Genomic DNA, 16,588 nt, shown 5'->3' on the forward strand with positions numbered 1-16,588 from the left:
CTGAGCAGTCGACCGGCTACCATGGTCGTGGTGTCGGCGTTCGTGCCGACGGATCGAACCAGGTCACGCCGGCAAATTCGCCGCAGACACCTAGGTAATGTGCGTGCACGCGGTGGCCCGCCTCCTCAGCGCAGGGCCCGCGAAGTTCTCTTCACAACTCGTGCGCGCGTGGACACGCATGAGGAACCAGTGAAAGGCTTCGTCTACCGAGCATGACTCCAGTGACAACGCACCCGAACCCCACATTCGCCCAGCTCGGAGTGCGCGACGAGATCGTCCGCGCCCTCGCCGAGAACGGCATCGAACACGCCTTCGCGATCCAGGAGCTGACGCTTCCGCTGGCGCTGGCCGGCGATGACCTGATCGGTCAGGCCCGCACCGGCATGGGCAAGACCTTCGCCTTCGGCGTCCCGCTGCTGCACCGCATCACCTCCGACCCGGAGCGGCCGCTGACCGGCATCCCGCGCGCGCTCGTCGTCGTCCCGACCCGTGAGCTGTGCATCCAGGTCTACGAAGACCTCGTCGGCGCCTCCAAGTACCTCAAGGCCGACGAATCCCGCAAGCTGACGGTTACCGCGATCTACGGCGGACGTCCCTACGAGCCGCAGATCGAGGCGTTGCAGAAGGGCGTTGACGTCGTCGTCGGCACCCCGGGCCGCCTGCTCGACCTGGCCCAGCAGGGCCACCTGCAGCTCGGCGGACTCAGCGTGCTGGTCCTCGACGAGGCCGACGAGATGCTCGACCTGGGCTTCCTGCCCGACATCGAGCGCATCCTCAAGCAGATCCCGGCCAAGCGCCAGGCCATGCTGTTCTCGGCCACCATGCCGGACCCGATCATCACCCTGGCCCGCACGTTCATGACCCAGCCGACGCACATCCGCGCCGAGGCGCCGCATTCGTCGGCCACCCACGACAGCACCGAGCAGTTCGCCTACCGTGCGCACGCCCTCGACAAGGTCGAGATGGTCGCCCGCATCCTGCAGGCCGAGGGCCGCGGCGCGACGATGATCTTCACCCGCACCAAGCGCACCGCGCAGAAGGTCGCCGACGAACTGGCCGAACGCGGCTTCAAGGTCGGCGCCGTGCACGGTGACCTCGGGCAGGGCGCGCGTGAGAAGGCGCTGAAGTCGTTCCGCACCGGCGAGGTCGACGTGCTGGTCGCCACCGACGTCGCCGCCCGCGGCATCGACATCGACGACATCACCCACGTCATCAACTTCCAGATCCCCGAGGACGAGCAGGCCTACGTGCACCGCATCGGCCGCACCGGCCGCGCGGGCAAGACCGGCATCGCCGTCACCCTGGTCGACTGGGACGAGCTCCCCCGCTGGACGATGATCGACAAGGCACTGGGTCTGGACACCCCCGACCCCGCCGAGACGTACTCGAATTCCCCGCACCTGTACGAGGAACTCAACATCCCCGCCGATGCCGGCGGCTCCATCGGCAAGGCGAAGCAGGCCGACAAGCCCAAGCGGGAGCCGCGCGAACCGCGGGCCGAAAAGCCGGCGCGCAACCGCAACCGTCGCCGCACCCGCGGCGGCAAGCCCGTCAGCGGTCACCCCGAGGGCACCTCGGAGCAGCCGGAAGCGTCCGCCGCACCGGATCAGGACGGCGAGGCCGGCGACGGCGCGGCCCGCCCCGCTCGCCGGCGTCGCCGCCGTCGTCCCAGCAAGGCCTCGACCGCAGGGACGGCTGCCGGTACCGCCGCAGGCACCAACTGACCGACTGCATTGGTCAAACCCGAACGCCGCACTCGGGCGGACCTCGTCGCTGCGGCAGTGATCGCCGTCGTCGTGGTGGTGGTCGCCGCCGTGGTGTGGTGGACCAGCGATGCCAGGGCCACCATCAGCCGACCCGCGGCGGAACCGGTACCCGCACTGAAACCGGCTGTCGCCGTTCCCGATTCGTTGACCGAGCAGTGGTCGGCGCGCAGCGGTAAGACCATCCAGCCGCTGGTGGTCGCCGGTGCCGTCGTCACCGGGGACGACCGAACGATGGCGGGCCGCGACCCCGGTACCGGCGACGTGGTGTGGACCTATGCCCGCGATCTCGAGTTGTGCGGGGTCACCTGGGTCTACAACTACGCGGTCGCGGTGTATCCGGATTCCCGGGGCTGCGGGCAGGTCAGCACGGTGGACGCGAAGACGGGCCAGCGCGGTCCGGCGCGCACCAGCTACGCCGACCGTCACGTGACCCTGTCCGGTGACGGCAGCACCGTACTCTCCGCCGGGGACACCCGGCTGGAGATGTGGCGCTCGGACATGGTGCGCATGCTCAGCTACGGCGCACTCGACGCCCCGATCAAACCCGGTGTCCCGGCGACGCCGTTGTGCCGCTTCGTCTCCGCGGGCGCGAGTTCGGGGTCGGTGGCGGTGCTGGAGGCCTGTGAGCGCCAGGATCTGCGCCTGACGCTGCTGCGACCGTCCGACGAGGAGGACGTCCCCGAGACGAAGTACGTCCAGCAGAAGGGCGTCGAAGACGGCACCGGGGCCCGCGTCGTCGCGGTCACCGATACCTACACCGCGCTCTATGTTCCGACGCCGAAGCCGCGCCTGGACCTGATCGACGACACCGGCGCGACGGTCGACACGACGATCGTCGACGCGCCACCATCCGAGGACGCGACGATGTCGCGAGCCGGCGAGGTGATCACCTGGTGGACCGGTGACGCGCTGATGGTGTTCTCCGCCAACGATCTTCGCTACAAGTACACGGTCGCGGCATCGGGCCCGAACGCCCCGATAGGCCCGGGCACGGTGATGGCGGGCAAGCTGCTGGTGCCGGTCACCACGGGCTATGACGTGTTCGATCCCGACACGGGAAAGGGCGAAAGACACATCCCGGTGCAGCGCCCGTCCGTCGACGGCCCGGTGGTGCCGGCCGTGGCCGGCACGGTGGTGCTGGAGCAGAGGGGCGACGAGCTGGTGGCTCTCGCCGGAGGGTGACGATCAAGCGGCGAGGCACGAGCCGCGTTGAGGAACCCGACCAGAGAACCGGAGGGTGACGATCAAGCGGCGAGGCACGAGCCGCGTTGAGGAACCCGACCAGAGAACCGGAGGGTGACGATCAAGCGGCGAGGCACGAGCCGCGTTGAGGAACCCGACCCGACGCCTAGACGTCCGGTGTGTACGTCTGCAGCGGCTTGCCGGTCTTCCAGTGCTTCATCAGCGCGGCGGCGAACTCGCGGTAGGCCACCGCCCCCTTGTTCTTGCGCCCGGTCAGCACCGAGGCACCAGATGCGCTGGCCTCGGCGAAACGGACGGTGCGCGGGATCGGCGGCGAAAGCACCGGAAGGTTGTAGCGGTCGACGACGTCGAACAGCACGTCGCGGCTGTGCGTGGTGCGCGAGTCGTACAGCGTCGGCAGCGCCCCCAGCAGCGTGAGGTTCGGGTTGGTGATGGCCTGCACGTCCGCCACGGTGCGCAGGAACTGGCCGACGCCGCGGTGCGCGAGGGTCTCGCACTGCAGCGGAACCACCACCTCGTCGGCGGCGGTCAACCCGTTGAGCGTCAGCACCCCCAGCGATGGCGGACAGTCGATGATCACGACGTCGAAATCGGCGCTGACCTTGTCGAGCGCACGTTTGAGCGCGTGTTCGCGCCCGGCGCGCATCAACAGCATCGCCTCGGCGCCGGCCAGGTCGATGTTGGCGGGCAGCAACGTCATGCCCTCCTGGGTCTGCACCAGCGCGACATCCGGTTCGACGTCGCCGAGCAGCACCTCGTGCACCGAGACCGGCAGTTTGTCGGGATCATGACCGAGCGAGAAGGTCAGCGACCCTTGCGGATCGAGGTCGACGAGCAACACCTTCTTGCCCTGCTCGGTCATCGCCGCACCCAACGACGCAACCGTCGTCGTCTTGGCGACCCCACCCTTTTGATTGGCGACCGCAAGTACCCGCGTCACTGTTCCCATCCTGCCGCCTATTCTGACATTTGTCGTGCTCTCGCGTTCATGTTCACCTCTGGGCCCCGGTGGTAAACCGCCGGTACGGCAGAATCGGTTCCCGTGGGCGTTCTGCAGCACCGTCTGATCCTGCTTCGGCACGGCGAGACGGAATGGTCGAAATCGGGCAAGCACACGAGCCGCACCGAGCTCGAGCTCACCGAACACGGCCGCGCCCAGGCCCAGTCCGCGGCCCACACCCTCGAACAACTCGACCTGCACGACCCGTATGTCATCAGCAGTCCGCGGGTACGGGCGAGGACCACCGCCGAACTCGCCGGGCTCGCCGTCGACGAGGTGAACCCGTTGATCAGCGAATGGGACTACGGCGACTTCGAGGGCACCACCACCGTGCAGATCCGCGAGATGGTGCCCAACTGGCTGGTGTGGACGCACGGCTGTCCCGGCGGTGAGACCTCGGCGCAGGTGTGTGCGCGCGCCGACAGTGCCATCGCGGTCGCGCTCGGCCACATGGAGTCCCGCGACGTCGTGTTCGTCGGACACGGGCATTTCTCCCGCGCGGTGATCACCCGGTGGATCGAGCAGCCGGTGTACGAGGGCGTCCGGTTCGCGATGCCGGCGGCGTCGATGGCGGTGTGCGGCTTCGAGCACGGGGTCCGCCAGCTCAGCGCGCTGGCTCAGACCGGTGTCCCCAACCCGGCCGTGTCGACATGACCCGCGAACCCGCATTCGTGTTCGCCGGGCCCGACGGCGTCGTCATCGGCGAGGGCGTCCACACCGCGTTCCCCCACATCGCCGACGCCCGCGCCGCGCTCGCCTCGCACAGTTCTCCGATCATCGTGGGCGCGTTGCCTTTCGACCTCGACCAACCTGCCGCGTTGATCAGGCCGCAGTCGGTGCGGTTCACCGACTCACTGCCGGACTGGCCCGCGCGCGATCTGGCCGCCGCGGAGATCACCGCGACCAGCCCGGACGCCGACGAGCACCGCAGGCGCATCGAGGTCGCACTGCGGCGGCTTCGCGATCCCGCCGACGGACTGCACAAGGTGGTGCTGGCCCGCGCGCTGCAGCTGAGCGCGCACGGACGCCTGGACGCCAGGACCGTGCTCGCCCGGCTGGCCGCCGCGGACGCGCAGGCAACCAAGTTCCTCGTCGACCTTTCGGCTGCGGGCGAAGGCTATTCGGGCACCGCGCTGGTGGGCGCCAGCCCGGAGTTGCTGGTGGCCCGCCACGGGCAGCAGGTGTTCTGCCGGCCGTTCGCCGGTTCCGCACCGCGGCGCGCCGATCCCGAGGCAGACGCGGCGAGCGGGGCCGCGCTCGCCGAATCCGACAAGAACCACCATGAACATCAGCTCGTCGTCGACGCACTGCGCACCGCGCTGGAACCGCTGTGCATCGATCTGCAGATCGCCGAACGCCCGCAGCTGACCAAAACCGCCGCGGTGTGGCACCTGTACACACCCATCACCGGGACCCTGCGCGAAAGATCAACGACGGCTTTGGATCTCGCTGTCGCACTGCATCCCACACCGGCGGTCGGCGGCTCCCCCACCGAGGAGGCCACCGCGTTGATCGCCGCCGTCGAGGGTGACCGCGGCTTCTACGCGGGCACCGTGGGCTGGTGCGACCGGCGCGGTGACGGCCGCTGGGTGGTGTCGATCCGGTGCGCGCAGCTGTCGGCCGACCGCCGCACCGCGGTCGCGCACTCCGGTGGCGGGATCGTCGCCGAATCCGACCCCGACGACGAAGTCGACGAGACCACAACGAAATTCCGCACCATCCTGTCAGCGCTGGGAGTCCAGACATGAGCGAGAACATCCGCAGGGTCCGCCGCGGCGACGAGGTCGAACTGGTGGCGATGATCGGTGAACTCGCCGAGTTCGAGCACGCCTCCGACCAGTGCACGGTGACCGAGACGCAGCTCGCCGACGCGCTTTTCGGGCCCGACCCGACGCTGTACGGCCACATCGCCGAGGTGGACGGTCAGGCCGCGGCGATGGCGTTGTGGTTCCGCAACTTCTCGACATGGGACGGGGCCGCCGGGATCTATCTGGAAGACCTGTTCGTCCGTGCGCGATTCCGCCGCCGCGGGTTGGCCCGCAAGCTGCTCGCGACGCTGGCCCGTGAGTGCGTCGAGCACGGCTACTCGCGGCTGAGCTGGGCGGTGCTCGACTGGAACGTCAACGCGATCGCGCTCTACGACGGCGTGGGTGGAAAACCGCAGAGCGAATGGATCACCTACCGCGTATCGGGTCCGGAACTGTCGGCGTTGGCATCCCGGGAGAACTCGGAATCCGGCTCCTGAGTGAGCCAGTGCAGGCCCGTGGGGCCGAACAGTGCGGCCAGCACCGTGACCGCCGCGGCCGCGACGACGACCGCGTAGCCCGGTCGCCCCGAGCTGAAGACGTAGTAGGCCACGGGAAGCAGCACCAGGTTCGCGAACACCGCGATCCCGCGGCCCCAGCGCCGCCCGGTCCACAGCGCCCACCCGGCTGCGGCGACCCCGGACCCCATGATCGCGAACCAGCCTGCGGTGCCGTATCCGCTGATCCCGACCTCGTGGTGGCCACCTGCCTCGCGCACGACGAGCACCACCGCGGTCACGATCGCCAGCAGACCTTCGAGAGCGGCGATCGCACCGGCCAGGCGCACCGGACGGGGTGTCAACATGCCGGAGGCGCGAGGCGTCACTGCCCCAGCCTGTCGGCGAGGTACTGCACCGCCATCTCGTAGCCCAGCGGCCCGGCGCCGGCGACCACCATCTCCGCGACGGCCGACACATACGAGTGGTGGCGGAACTCCTCGCGGGCGTGGATGTTGCTCAGGTGTACCTCGGCGACGGGCAACCCGACCGAACGCAGCGCGTCGGCGATCGCGATCGAGGTGTGGCTGTAGGCGGCCGGGTTGATCACGATGGCGGCGCAGTCGCTGCGTGCGGCGTGGATCGCGTCGATCAGTTCACCCTCGTGGTTGCTCTGGACGGCACGGACGGCCAGGCCGGCCTCCTTGGCCACCTGCGCCACCCTCGCCTCGATCTCGGCGAGCGTCGTCGAACCGTAGACCTCGGGCTGCCGGGTGCCCAGCAGGTTCAGGTTCGGCCCGTTGACGAGTAGTAATCGGCGTTCGGTCACCGTTGTACGGTACCGGCGCCGGTCGCCGTGCGGCCTCGATGCGCGCCGGACGGTTAGGCTCGGGCCCCGTGCGCGCCGTGCTGATCGTGAACCCGAATGCCACCTCGACGACGCCGGCGGGCAGAGACCTGCTGGCCCATGCGCTGGAGAGCCGCGTCCGGCTGACAGTGACCCACACCGACCACCGCGGTCATGCGATCGAGATCGCCCGCGACGCGGCCCGCGACGGTGTCGACGTGGTGATCGTGCACGGCGGCGACGGCACGGTCAACGAGGTCGTCAACGGCGTCGTCGGACAGTGCGGCGCAGGTCAACCGGGTCCCGCCGTGGGTGTGGTGCCCGGCGGCTCGGCGAATGTGTTCGCCCGTGCGCTGGGTATCAGCCCGGACCCGATCGAGGCCACCAACCAGCTCGTCGACCTGCTGGGCGACTTCCGGCGCGGCCGGCAGTGGCGGCGCATCGGCCTGATGGACTGCGGTGAGCGCTGGGGCGTCTTCACCGCGGGAATGGGCGTCGACGGCGACGTGGTGGCCGCGGTCGAGGCGCAGCGGGCCAAGGGCCGCAAGGTCACCGCGTCGCGCTACATCCGCGTCGCGGTGCGCGAGGTGCTGGCGGCCGCCCGCAAGGAACCGAACCTGACGCTGCGGCTGCCCGACCGCGAGCCCGTCTCCGGGGTGCATTTCGCGTTCGTGTCGAACGCCAGCCCGTGGACCTACGCCAACACCCGGCCGGTGTGGACCAACCCGGACACCACGTTCGAGACGGGGCTGGGGGTGTTCGCGACGACCAGCATGAACATCTGGGCGAATCTGCGGTTGGCGCGGCAGATGAACTCGCGCAAACCCCGGCTGGAAGCCAAGCATCTGATCCGCGACGACGACCTGCCGTGGCTGGAAGTGAGCAGCGCCACCCCGGTCGCCTGCCAGATTGACGGAGATTACATCGGGGAGCGCGAAATGATGCGCTTCACTGCGGTGGCCGGTGCGCTGCAGGTGGTCGCGCCCCCGCCGAAGATGGGCCGTTAATGGCCCTGAGCTGGGAAAACGCCCTCAGCCGGAAAAATACCGAGCATGTTTTAGGGCGCAGATGGGTAGAGCCTAGTACAGGAGATCGCGGGTTCGGAAAACGGACCCCGGTAGTGAGATAGCCCACGAGTTAACGAACTTCTATTGACATCTGTTCAGCCTGTGAAAGCATCGATGCAACAGCGCGGAAACATTTGGTGCGCTTGCGTTAACAGCCGAAGTGAAACTCGTGCGTCTCTCTGCGCGCACACATGACATTGACGAGGAGTTTGATCAATATGGATTGGCGCCACAAGGCGGTCTGTCGCGACGAAGATCCGGAGCTGTTCTTCCCGGTCGGAAACAGCGGCCCGGCGCTTGCCCAGATCGCGGACGCGAAGCTGGTCTGCAACCGCTGCCCGGTCACCGCGGAGTGCCTGAGCTGGGCTTTGGAGTCCGGACAGGACGCCGGCGTGTGGGGCGGCATGAGCGAGGACGAGCGTCGCGCGCTCAAGCGTCGCAACGCCAGGACGAAGGCCCGCACCGGAGTCTGAGCCTCCTTCGGCATACAAAACAAGGGCCCCGACTAATGTCGGGGCCCTTCTTTTGTGCAATGAATTCAATTGATTTCCGCCGCTTAACAAAAATGGCATAAACCGTCAGTATTGCGGCACCCGAACGCGTCTGCCGATGGGCACTCGCAGAACTACGTCGGTGCCCCCGTCGTCGCTGGCATGCATCCCCAGCGACCCGTCGAGTTCGGCCGACACCAGGGTCCGCACGATCTGCAGACCGAGCCGGTCGGACTTCTCCAGACTGAATCCGGCGGGCAGTCCGCGCCCGTCGTCGTGCACCACCACATCGAGCCAGCGCGCCGACCGCTGGGAGCGGATGGTCACGCAACCCTGGCGGGTGGTGGTGTCGAACGCGTGCTCGATCGCGTTCTGGACCAGCTCGGTGATCACCATGATCAGCGCGGTGGCACGATCGGCGTCGAGCACCCCGAGCTCCCCGATGCGGTTGATCCGGATCGGAGAGTCAACGGCCGCAACGTCGTTCATGATCGGCAGGATGCGGTCGATCACCTCGTCGAGGTTGACCTCCTCGTCCACCGACATCGACAGCGCGTCGTGCACCAGCGCGATGGACGACACCCGCCGCACCGACTCCATCAGCGCCTCTCGGCCCTCGGGGTTGGTGGTCCGGCGGGCCTGTAGGCGCAGCAGCGCGGCGACGGTCTGCAGGTTGTTCTTCACCCGGTGGTGGATCTCGCGGATCGTCGCGTCCTTCGACAGCAGGGCGCGGTCGCGGCGCTTCACCTCGGTGACGTCCCGAATCAGGACGACCGCGCCCACGGGCACCCCATGCACCTCCAGCGGCAACGTACGCAGCAGAACCGTCGCTCCCCCGGCATCGACCTCCATCCGCATGCTCGACCCGCCTGCGAGCGAATCACGGATGTGGTTGGCCAGTTCCTGGGCCTCGAAGGTGTCCGCGATCAACGGACGCGTGACGCTGACCAGATTGTGGCCCTCAAGCTCGGCGGTGAGCCCCATCCGGTGGTACGCCGAGATCGCGTTCGGGCTGGCGAAGGTCACCACGCCCGCCTCGTCCAGGCGGATGAACCCGTCACCGGCGCGCGGACTCGACCGCGACATCGCGAGGTCGCCGACGTTGGGCCAGGTGCCCTCGGAGAGCATGTGCAGCAGATCGCCCGCGCAGTCGACGTAGGCGGCCTCCAGCGGGCTGACCTGGCGCGGCGCGAGCGAGGTCTGATGGGTCAGCACCGCGACGACCTCGTTGCGGTACCGCACCGGCACGGCCTCGACGTTGAGTCCGGGGTCACCCGACTCGCCCGCAACGGTGGCCCGGCCGATCGTGCCGGACCGGAACGCCTCGGCGACGATCGGGATGCCCCGGGCGCCGGCGAGGGTACCGACGGCGTCGGTGAGCAGCACCGTCGGCGCGGTGTTGGGACGCACCTGGGCGACGCAGACGAACCTGTCGTCGTCGCGTTTCACCCACATCAGGTAGTCGGCGAAGGACAGGTCTGCGAGCAGCTGCCACTCGCCGACCACCGCGTGCAGGTGGTCGACGGCGTTGCCGGGCAGCACGGTGTGCTCGGCGAGGAGGTCACCGAGGGTGGACATGGCCTACGAGATGCCTGGCGAAACCGACGAGGCGGCTAGCTGATGACCGCGATCAGGTCGCCGGCCTGGATCACGTCACCGACCGACACACTGACCTTGCTGACGGTGCCCGCGACCTCGGCGAGGACCGGGATCTCCATCTTCATCGACTCGAGCAGCACCAGGGTGTCGCCTTCACCGATCTGATCGCCTTCGTGAACCACGACCTCAAGCACACTGGCCACGATTTCCGCGCGAACATCCTCGGCCATCTTCACCCCACTCACTCAACTCTGGTGCCGGACGCGTCCATCGAACCACACCGCCGTCGTCGATGTCGCCGCCCACAGCACGCGCGGGCAAAGGAGTCGGCGGAGCATGCGACAATATCTGGCAGGCGCCCGCCGCCCGCGGGACGAATTCACCGACTCTTGGAGGTACACCATGGCCAAGCGTGGCCGTAAGAAGCGCGACCGTAAGCACTCGAAGGCCAACCACGGCAAGCGACCCAACTGCGGTTCGAAGTCCGTTCGCTGACCTCCGGCTGACAACAGCCCACCGCCCGGCACTCAGACGAGTGGCCGGGCGGTTTCGCGTTCCAGGGCAGGCTTTGGCTGACCCTGGGGTTAGCCCTGGCGGATGATCGTGGTCTGGCTGATCTGGATGCGCAGCCGCTCGCGCAGCCCCTCGGGGGCACGCTCTCCGCTGCACTTGCTGGCGATGAGGTTCTTGATCTTCTCCTCGACGCCGTAATACCGCAGGCAGGCCGGGCATTCGTCGAGGTGCTGCTTGAGCTTGTCGCGGGTCTCCACGGTGCACTCACCGTCGAGCAGCGTCCACACCTCGGCGATCACGGCGGCGCATTCGGGATGCTCCGGGTCGACGGGCCCGACCGGCGGGCTCCAGCGGTCCTCCGGCTTGTCCATGCCGCTCATGACGTGACCTCCTCCGGCTCCTGCCCGCGAATGAATCCACGGTCGCGGGCCACACCGGCCAACAACTCGCGAAGTTGGCGCCTGCCGCGGTGCAGCCGCGACATCACCGTTCCGATCGGGGTGTCCATGATCTCGGCGATCTCCTTGTACGGGAAGCCCTCGACGTCGGCGTAGTACACCGCCATCCTGAACTCTTCCGGCAGCGCCTGCAGAGCTTCCTTGATCTCACTGTCGGGCAGCAGCTCCAGCGCCTCGACCTCCGCCGACCGCAGACCGGTCGATGAATGTTCGGCGTTGGCGGCCAGCTGCCAATCGGTGATCTCCTCGGTGGGGTACTCGGCGGGCTGGCGCTGCTTCTTGCGGTAGCTGTTGATGTAGGTGTTGGTCAGGATGCGGTACAGCCAGGCCTTCAGGTTGGTCCCCTCGCGGAACGAGCGGAAGCCCGAGTAGGCCTTGACCATCGTCTCCTGCAGCAGGTCCTCGGCGTCGGCAGGATTGCGCGTCATCCGCAACGCACCGCCGTAGAGCTGGTCGAGCAGCGGAATGGCATCGCGTTCGAACCGGGCGGTCAGCTCCGCATCGGTCTCGTCGCGGGCCGGGACCGCGTCGGTGTCCGGGGTGACCTCTGCAGCCAACCCGTTGGTGTCGGTCATCGTGGGGAACACCGTCCCTTCTGTAGCGGCGCCGCCGATCACGTCCAATACGAGCACAGAACGTGATGGGGCGCTCGTGGCCATCACTGGCACCATCAATCCCCTCTCCAGATCCTAGAGGTTGACACCGACTACCGAAGGTGACCGACCGTGCTGGTCCATCACAGCTGTGCAGAACAACAGCGCAGATGTCGCAGGTTGTTCCCACCTGCGGCGTCGCCTGCGCGCAGGCGGGGAATCTAGGCTGGCGCGGTGGCGAAAGCAGCGACACCGGCGATCGCGGCACTGGTGGCCGCGGGCGTACCGCACGAGGTGGTGCAGTACCGGCACGATCCGCGCACCGAGTCGTTCGGTGAGGAGGCGGTCAACGAACTCGCCCGCGCCGGCGGGCTGGCGCCCGAACAGATCTTCAAGACGCTGGTCGTCGCGCTACCGAAGGGGCTCGGCGTCGCGGTGCTGCCCGTCCCGTCGAAGCTGTCGCTGAAGGCCGCGGCCGCGGCGCTCGGCGCGCCCAAGGCCACGATGGCCGACCCGGCCGACGCGCAGCGTTCGTCGGGCTACGTCGTCGGCGGCATCTCACCGCTCGGACAGCGCAAGGCCCTGCCGACCGTCGTCGACGAGTCGGCGCTGGGCTGGGACCGGGTGTTGTGCAGCGCGGGCAAGCGCGGATTGGACATCGCGCTGGATCCGCGGGACCTGGTGCGACTGACCAATGGCGTCACCGCCGACATCTGCGCGTCCTAGGGTGGGGCGCATGTCTCTTGCCGGAAAGACCATGTTCATCTCGGGCGCCAGCCGAGGAATCGGACTGGCCATCGCCAAACGGGTCGCGGCCGACGGCGCCAACGTCGCGCTGGTGGCCAAGACGGCCGAGCCGCACCCGAAGCTGCCGGGCACCGTCTACACCGCGGCCAAGGAGATCGAGGAGGTCGGTGGCCAGGCGTTGCCGATCGTCGGGGACGTGCGTGACGGCGAGTCGGTGGCCGCGGCCGTCGCGGAAGCAGTCGAGCAGTTCGGCGGTATCGACATCTGCGTGAACAACGCGTCGGCGATCAATCTCGGGTCGATCGAAGAGGTGCCGCTCAAGCGCTTCGACCTGATGAACGGCATCCAGGTGCGCGGCACGTACGCGGTGTCGCAGGCCTGTATCCCGCACATGAAGGGCCGCGAGAATCCGCACATCCTGACGCTGTCGCCGCCCATCCTGCTGGAATCCAAGTGGCTTCGCCCCACGCCGTACATGATGGCGAAGTTCGGGATGACGTTGTGCGCGTTGGGCATTGCTGAAGAACTGCGGGAGGCGGGCGTTGCTTCCAACACGCTGTGGCCGCGCACCATGGTCGCCACCGCCGCGGTGCAGAACCTCCTCGGCGGCGACGAGTCGATGGCGCGCTCGCGCAAGCCCGAGGTGTATTCCGATGCGGCATACGCCGTCCTGACCAAGCCGTCGAGCTTCACCGGCAACACGCTGTTGTGTGAGGACGTGCTGCTGGAGGCCGGCGTCACCGACCTCTCGGTGTACGACTGCGTCCCGGGTTCCGATCTCGGCGTGGACTTCTGGGTCGACTCGGCCAACCCGCCTGGCTACACCGGGCCCTAACTCGCCGCCAGTCCGCCGCGAAATATCATTCCGGGTTGCGCATTCGGCGCAACCCACGACCCGGAATGATATTTCGCGGGGGCTCAGGCGGGTGGGGCGTCGCTCGGGTGGAGCGCACCGTTCACGTCGCGATCGTGGCACGCTGAACCCGTGGCTAACCCGACATTCTGGTCCTCCGGCCGCTATGACGCGGTCGGTGAGCGCATCGCCCCGATCGCCGAGCAGGTCGTCGATGCCGCCGGCTCACGGCGTCCGCTGCGCGACGCCGCGGTGGTCGACCTGGCCTGCGGGACCGGCAGCGCGGCGCTGACGGCCGCGGCCAGGGGCGCGCAGGTGACCGGCGTCGACCTGACACCCGAGCTCCTCGAGATCGCAGCGGGACGCGACGGCGCCTCCTCGGTGCGGTGGCACACCGCCGACGCCTCCGACACCGGCCTGCCCGCCGCGTCCTTCGACGTGGCGGTGTCGAACATGGGCATCGTGTTCGTCGACCCCGAGAAGCAGGTCGCCGAGCTGATCCGCCTTCTCAAACCCGGTGGCGTGCTCGCCTTCTCGTCGTGGGTGCGCGACACCCACAATCCCCTGTTCGATCCGGTGATCGCCGTACTCGGCCCGCCCGCGGCGTCGGCGTTCTCCCCCGATCAGTGGGGCCAGGCCGACATCGTCACCGAACGGTTGAGCGCCTTCGACGACGTCGACATCGCGCGGGGGCTGCACCGCTGGGAGTTCGAGTCGATGGCCGCGGCGATGCGTTTCCTGACCGCCGAGTCACCGATGCACGTCGAGACCTTCCGCCGCGCCGAACCGCGGCAACGCGACCGTCTCGCAGCCGAATTCGAGCAGGCGATGCGACCGCACCTGGACGCGTCCGGGGCCGTCGCGTTCACGTCGCCCTACGCGGTCATCACCGCGGTGCTGCGGGGCTGACGGGTCACCGCGCCTGGTAGAGGATGCCGCGGCTGATCGCCTCGCGGATCACTGGCATCGCCGCCTCGGCCAGCGCCGCGCTGTCCACCCCGTGGTAGCCGGCCAGCAGGTCGATCAGGGTGCCCAGCGGCACCTCGCCGCGACAGCCCGCGAACAACGCCCGCGACACCTCGTCGACCCCGATGACCGCGGCGGGCCCGCCAGGGCGGCGCACCGCGGCGCCGACGACCTGCCAGCCGTCCGGCCCCGGCAGGGACTGTTCCTCCAGGAACACCGGCGCGGTGGACAGCTTGGTGCCCAGCAGCGCGTCGTCGGTCATGTCGTGCAGGTACTCGCGGCGGGCGAAGAACGCGTCGACCTCGGGCCCGGTCAGCGCCTCGTCGGCGCCGGTGATCTCTTCGATGACCTGATCCGGTGCGCGGCGCTCGCCGGGGCGCGGCGCCCGCAGCGTGATCATGCCCATGCCGATCCCGGCGATGGCTTCGGCGTCGAACCAGTCGAGCCACTGCCCGCCGCGGCGGGCCGCCTGCTCCGGTGACTCCCCGGCATCGGTCGTCCACAGCGACACGTAGCTGACCGGATCGGCGAACTCGCGTTGCACCACCCAGGCGTGCAGCCCGGTATCGGCCAGCCAGCCATGCACCCGCTGCTGCCAGTTCTCGGGGTCACGCACGATCCAGTTCGCCATGATCTGGGCGGTGCCGCCCGGCGCGAGATGGTCGGCGGCCTGTTCGATCAGATTCTGGCACAGCGCATCTCCGGCCATCCCCGAGTCCCGGTAGATGTAGTCGAGCGCACCGGTGCCGACCACGAACGGCGGGTTGGACACGATCAGGTCGAAGCGTTCACCGGCGACGGGTTCGAACATGCTGCCGCAGCGCAGATCCCACGACATGCCGTTGAGCCGCGCGGTGGCGGCAGCCAGTGCCAGGGCGCGCGGATTGGTGTCGGTGGCGACGATCTGCTCGCAGTGGGCGTCGAGGTGCAGCGCCTGGATGCCGCATCCGGTGCCGAGGTCGAGCGCCCGCGCGACCGGGTTGCGGACGACGGCGTGGGCCAGCGACACCGACGCGCCGCCGATGCCGAGCACATGGTCGCGACGCAGCGGCCCGGTGCGCATCGCCGCGTCCTGGTCGGAGACCACGAGGAAGTCGCGGGCGCCGTCGCTGGTCGGGCGGATATCGAGCGCGGCGCGCAGCGCACCGCCGGCGGTCGGCTCGACCACACCGTTGTCGGTCAGCGCGGCGATCCCGGCGGTGGGCAGGGCCTGTGCGACGCGGTCGGCGGGTTCGTCGACGCCGAGCAGGAACAGCCGCACCAGCGTCGCGAGCCGCTGCCGGTCGGCGGCGGCGCGCTCGGTGACGCGCAGCGCCGACCACCACTGTCCGCGGCTGAACGCGGCGCCGGCGTCGGCTCCGAGCAGGTCGGCGACACCGTCGGTGGTGTAGTCGGCGGCGCGCATATCGGTGGCCACGGCGTCGACGACGGCGCCGGAGTGCAGTGGGTCGGTCAAAGCAGGGTGCCTTGCTCAGCCTGCGGGGCGGCCGGCTCGATCAGCTCGGGGCCGTTGTTGCGGACGTTGTTGACCAGCGTGGACACCTCGCGGATCTCGATGCGGTCCAGGTCGCCGTGGCCACGCAGCAGCCCCTCGTCGATCGGGGCGTCGGGGTCCAGCCAGCGGTCCCAGTCGTCGGCGCTGATCGTCAGCGGCATCCGGTCATGGATGTCGGCGAGCTGCGCGGCGGCGTCGGTGGTGATGATGGTGCAGCTCAGCAGAGGTTTGGCGTCCTTGGGTGCGCCCTTGGGCCGCCAGGTCGTCCACAACCCCGCCATGAACAGCGGCTCGCCATCGCCGGCGTACATGTAGAAGGGGGTTTTCGACCCCTTCTCCCCGCGCCATTCGTACCACCCGTCCATCGGGACCAGGCACCGCTTCGCCTTCGCCGAGCTGCGGAACGCCGGGGACGACGTCACCTTGTCGGCTCGGGCGTTGATCAGCAGCGGACCGCTCTTGGTGTCGGGCCCGCCGTCGTCGCCGGACTTCGCCCACGGCGGCACCAGGCCCCAGCGCATCAGCCGCACCCGCCGGGTCGACTCGTCGTCGGGATCGGTATGACGTTTCACCACGGTGGCCACCGTGGTCGTCGGCGCCACGTTGTAGTTCGGTGACGACGGTCCGGCCTTCTCGGAGGTCGCCTCGTCGATTGCCTTGATCTTCTCCGCCAGCAGTGCCGGATCAGTGGTCACCGCGAATCGCCCGCACATGACCCCATGGTGGCAGAAAGTCCCGACAGGCCAGA

At 68.8% G+C, this 16,588-nt stretch carries 20 protein-coding genes; 11 read left to right on the forward strand and 9 right to left on the reverse strand.

Going from position 1 to position 16,588, the window contains the following annotated elements; translation table 11 throughout:
• Nucleotides 1-212 precede the first annotated feature (212 nt).
• Both NTM_RS27715 and NTM_RS27720 read left to right on the forward strand, forming a co-directional pair.
• Nucleotides 213-1,724, forward strand: a complete 1,512-nt coding sequence (locus tag NTM_RS27715) for a DEAD/DEAH box helicase (RefSeq protein WP_163769221.1) — start codon at nucleotides 213-215, stop codon at nucleotides 1,722-1,724.
• 9 nt (nucleotides 1,725-1,733) lie between these two features.
• Nucleotides 1,734-2,948 (forward strand): Rv3212 family protein, encoded by a 1,215-nt coding sequence (locus NTM_RS27720; RefSeq protein ID WP_163769222.1) that lies wholly within the window; start codon nucleotides 1,734-1,736, stop codon nucleotides 2,946-2,948.
• Between the two features lie 166 nt (nucleotides 2,949-3,114).
• Here NTM_RS27720 and NTM_RS27725 read toward each other — a convergent pair whose 3' ends face one another.
• Nucleotides 3,115-3,918, reverse strand: a complete 804-nt coding sequence (locus NTM_RS27725; RefSeq protein ID WP_179964017.1) for a ParA family protein — start codon at nucleotides 3,916-3,918, stop codon at nucleotides 3,115-3,117.
• Nucleotides 3,919-4,011: 93 nt separating this feature from the next.
• Here NTM_RS27725 and NTM_RS27730 point away from each other — a divergent pair, with 93 nt between their 5' ends.
• The 3 genes from NTM_RS27730 to NTM_RS27740 are packed head-to-tail and all read left to right on the forward strand — an operon-like array spanning nucleotide 4,012 to nucleotide 6,214.
• On the forward strand, nucleotides 4,012-4,623 hold the full coding sequence (locus NTM_RS27730) for an acid phosphatase (protein ID WP_104863180.1): 612 nt from the start codon (nucleotides 4,012-4,014) through the stop codon (nucleotides 4,621-4,623).
• On the forward strand, nucleotides 4,620-5,717 hold the full coding sequence (locus NTM_RS27735; protein ID WP_163769223.1) for an isochorismate synthase: 1,098 nt from the start codon (nucleotides 4,620-4,622) through the stop codon (nucleotides 5,715-5,717). The genes NTM_RS27730 and NTM_RS27735 overlap by 4 nt, the downstream gene beginning before the upstream one ends.
• Complete coding sequence (locus tag NTM_RS27740; protein ID WP_163769224.1) at nucleotides 5,714-6,214, forward strand: GNAT family N-acetyltransferase; 501 nt, start codon at nucleotides 5,714-5,716, stop codon at nucleotides 6,212-6,214. Before NTM_RS27735 ends, NTM_RS27740 begins: the two co-directional genes overlap by 4 nt.
• Here NTM_RS27740 and NTM_RS27745 read toward each other — a convergent pair.
• Entirely contained in the window at nucleotides 6,148-6,600 is a 453-nt protein-coding gene (locus NTM_RS27745) for a DUF7144 family membrane protein (protein WP_163769225.1), read from the reverse strand. The two genes, NTM_RS27740 and NTM_RS27745, sit on opposite strands and share 67 nt — an antisense overlap.
• Nucleotides 6,597-7,040 (reverse strand): type II 3-dehydroquinate dehydratase, encoded by a 444-nt coding sequence (gene aroQ, locus NTM_RS27750; protein ID WP_104863176.1) that lies wholly within the window; start codon nucleotides 7,038-7,040, stop codon nucleotides 6,597-6,599. The genes NTM_RS27745 and aroQ overlap by 4 nt, the downstream gene beginning before the upstream one ends.
• A 68-nt stretch (nucleotides 7,041-7,108) precedes the next feature.
• Between aroQ and NTM_RS27755 the strand changes: the two genes are divergently transcribed.
• Nucleotides 7,109-8,065, forward strand: a complete 957-nt coding sequence (locus tag NTM_RS27755) for a diacylglycerol/lipid kinase family protein (protein ID WP_104863175.1) — start codon at nucleotides 7,109-7,111, stop codon at nucleotides 8,063-8,065.
• A gap of 278 nt (nucleotides 8,066-8,343) precedes the next feature.
• Nucleotides 8,344-8,598, forward strand: a complete 255-nt coding sequence (gene whiB1 / locus NTM_RS27760) for a transcriptional regulator WhiB1 (RefSeq protein WP_003929142.1) — start codon at nucleotides 8,344-8,346, stop codon at nucleotides 8,596-8,598.
• Nucleotides 8,599-8,703: 105 nt separating this feature from the next.
• On the opposite strand, the gene NTM_RS27765 is transcribed toward whiB1, so the two are convergent.
• The gene (locus NTM_RS27765; protein WP_104863174.1) at nucleotides 8,704-10,194 is read right to left on the reverse strand and encodes a two-component system sensor histidine kinase PdtaS; all 1,491 of its coding nucleotides are present in this window, start codon (nucleotides 10,192-10,194) and stop codon (nucleotides 8,704-8,706) included.
• 35 nt (nucleotides 10,195-10,229) lie between these two features.
• On the reverse strand, nucleotides 10,230-10,445 hold the full coding sequence (locus tag NTM_RS27770; protein ID WP_006245864.1) for a biotin/lipoyl-binding carrier protein: 216 nt from the start codon (nucleotides 10,443-10,445) through the stop codon (nucleotides 10,230-10,232).
• Between the two features lie 172 nt (nucleotides 10,446-10,617).
• Between NTM_RS27770 and NTM_RS29145 the strand changes: the two genes are divergently transcribed.
• The gene (locus NTM_RS29145) at nucleotides 10,618-10,710 is read left to right on the forward strand and encodes a 50S ribosomal protein bL37 (RefSeq protein ID WP_104863173.1); all 93 of its coding nucleotides are present in this window, start codon (nucleotides 10,618-10,620) and stop codon (nucleotides 10,708-10,710) included.
• 89 nt (nucleotides 10,711-10,799) lie between these two features.
• Here NTM_RS29145 and rsrA read toward each other — a convergent pair whose 3' ends face one another.
• Together rsrA and NTM_RS27780 are read right to left on the reverse strand one after the other, a co-directional pair.
• Nucleotides 10,800-11,108: a mycothiol system anti-sigma-R factor gene (gene rsrA, locus NTM_RS27775; protein WP_104863172.1), complete on the reverse strand. Its 309-nt coding sequence runs from the start codon at nucleotides 11,106-11,108 to the stop codon at nucleotides 10,800-10,802.
• Nucleotides 11,105-11,761 (reverse strand): sigma-70 family RNA polymerase sigma factor, encoded by a 657-nt coding sequence (locus NTM_RS27780; protein WP_197746371.1) that lies wholly within the window; start codon nucleotides 11,759-11,761, stop codon nucleotides 11,105-11,107. The genes rsrA and NTM_RS27780 overlap by 4 nt, the downstream gene beginning before the upstream one ends.
• 252 nt (nucleotides 11,762-12,013) lie before the next feature.
• Between NTM_RS27780 and ybaK the strand changes: the two genes are divergently transcribed.
• The 3 genes from ybaK (at nucleotide 12,014) to NTM_RS27795 (ending at nucleotide 14,288) form a co-directional block, all read left to right on the forward strand.
• On the forward strand, nucleotides 12,014-12,505 hold the full coding sequence (gene ybaK, locus NTM_RS27785) for a Cys-tRNA(Pro) deacylase (protein ID WP_104863170.1): 492 nt from the start codon (nucleotides 12,014-12,016) through the stop codon (nucleotides 12,503-12,505).
• Between the two features lie 10 nt (nucleotides 12,506-12,515).
• Nucleotides 12,516-13,361 (forward strand): SDR family oxidoreductase, encoded by an 846-nt coding sequence (locus NTM_RS27790; RefSeq protein ID WP_104863254.1) that lies wholly within the window; start codon nucleotides 12,516-12,518, stop codon nucleotides 13,359-13,361.
• A 150-nt stretch (nucleotides 13,362-13,511) separates the two neighbouring features.
• Nucleotides 13,512-14,288, forward strand: a complete 777-nt coding sequence (locus NTM_RS27795; protein ID WP_163769227.1) for a class I SAM-dependent methyltransferase — start codon at nucleotides 13,512-13,514, stop codon at nucleotides 14,286-14,288.
• Nucleotides 14,289-14,292: 4 nt separating this feature from the next.
• Here the strand turns inward: NTM_RS27795 and NTM_RS27800 are convergent, their stop codons facing one another.
• Together NTM_RS27800 and NTM_RS27805 are read right to left on the reverse strand one after the other, a co-directional pair.
• Complete coding sequence (locus tag NTM_RS27800) at nucleotides 14,293-15,750, reverse strand: DUF7782 domain-containing protein (protein ID WP_163769660.1); 1,458 nt, start codon at nucleotides 15,748-15,750, stop codon at nucleotides 14,293-14,295.
• 47 nt (nucleotides 15,751-15,797) lie between these two features.
• Nucleotides 15,798-16,553, reverse strand: coding sequence for an SOS response-associated peptidase (locus tag NTM_RS27805; protein WP_163769228.1), 756 nt, complete (start codon nucleotides 16,551-16,553; stop codon nucleotides 15,798-15,800).
• Between the last annotated feature and the right edge of the window lie 35 nt (nucleotides 16,554-16,588).

The sequence above is a fragment of the Mycolicibacterium parafortuitum genome (genome assembly GCF_010725485.1).
In the GTDB taxonomy this organism is placed as follows: domain Bacteria; phylum Actinomycetota; class Actinomycetes; order Mycobacteriales; family Mycobacteriaceae; genus Mycobacterium.

Coding starts and splice junctions, on each gene's coding strand:
- NTM_RS27715 (WP_163769221.1), top strand. CDS start 213: ATGACTCCAGTGACAACGCACCCGAACCCCACATTCGCCCAGCTCGGA.
- rsrA (WP_104863172.1), bottom strand. CDS start 11,108: ATGAGCGGCATGGACAAGCCGGAGGACCGCTGGAGCCCGCCGGTCGGG.
- NTM_RS27740 (WP_163769224.1), top strand. CDS start 5,714: ATGAGCGAGAACATCCGCAGGGTCCGCCGCGGCGACGAGGTCGAACTG.
- whiB1 (WP_003929142.1), top strand. CDS start 8,344: ATGGATTGGCGCCACAAGGCGGTCTGTCGCGACGAAGATCCGGAGCTG.
- NTM_RS27725 (WP_179964017.1), bottom strand. CDS start 3,918: ATGGGAACAGTGACGCGGGTACTTGCGGTCGCCAATCAAAAGGGTGGG.
- NTM_RS27770 (WP_006245864.1), bottom strand. CDS start 10,445: ATGGCCGAGGATGTTCGCGCGGAAATCGTGGCCAGTGTGCTTGAGGTC.
- NTM_RS29145 (WP_104863173.1), top strand. CDS start 10,618: ATGGCCAAGCGTGGCCGTAAGAAGCGCGACCGTAAGCACTCGAAGGCC.
- NTM_RS27735 (WP_163769223.1), top strand. CDS start 4,620: ATGACCCGCGAACCCGCATTCGTGTTCGCCGGGCCCGACGGCGTCGTC.
- NTM_RS27800 (WP_163769660.1), bottom strand. CDS start 15,750: ATGCGCGCCGCCGACTACACCACCGACGGTGTCGCCGACCTGCTCGGA.
- NTM_RS27780 (WP_197746371.1), bottom strand. CDS start 11,761: ATGACCGACACCAACGGGTTGGCTGCAGAGGTCACCCCGGACACCGAC.
- NTM_RS27805 (WP_163769228.1), bottom strand. CDS start 16,553: ATGTGCGGGCGATTCGCGGTGACCACTGATCCGGCACTGCTGGCGGAG.
- NTM_RS27790 (WP_104863254.1), top strand. CDS start 12,516: ATGTCTCTTGCCGGAAAGACCATGTTCATCTCGGGCGCCAGCCGAGGA.
- NTM_RS27765 (WP_104863174.1), bottom strand. CDS start 10,194: ATGTCCACCCTCGGTGACCTCCTCGCCGAGCACACCGTGCTGCCCGGC.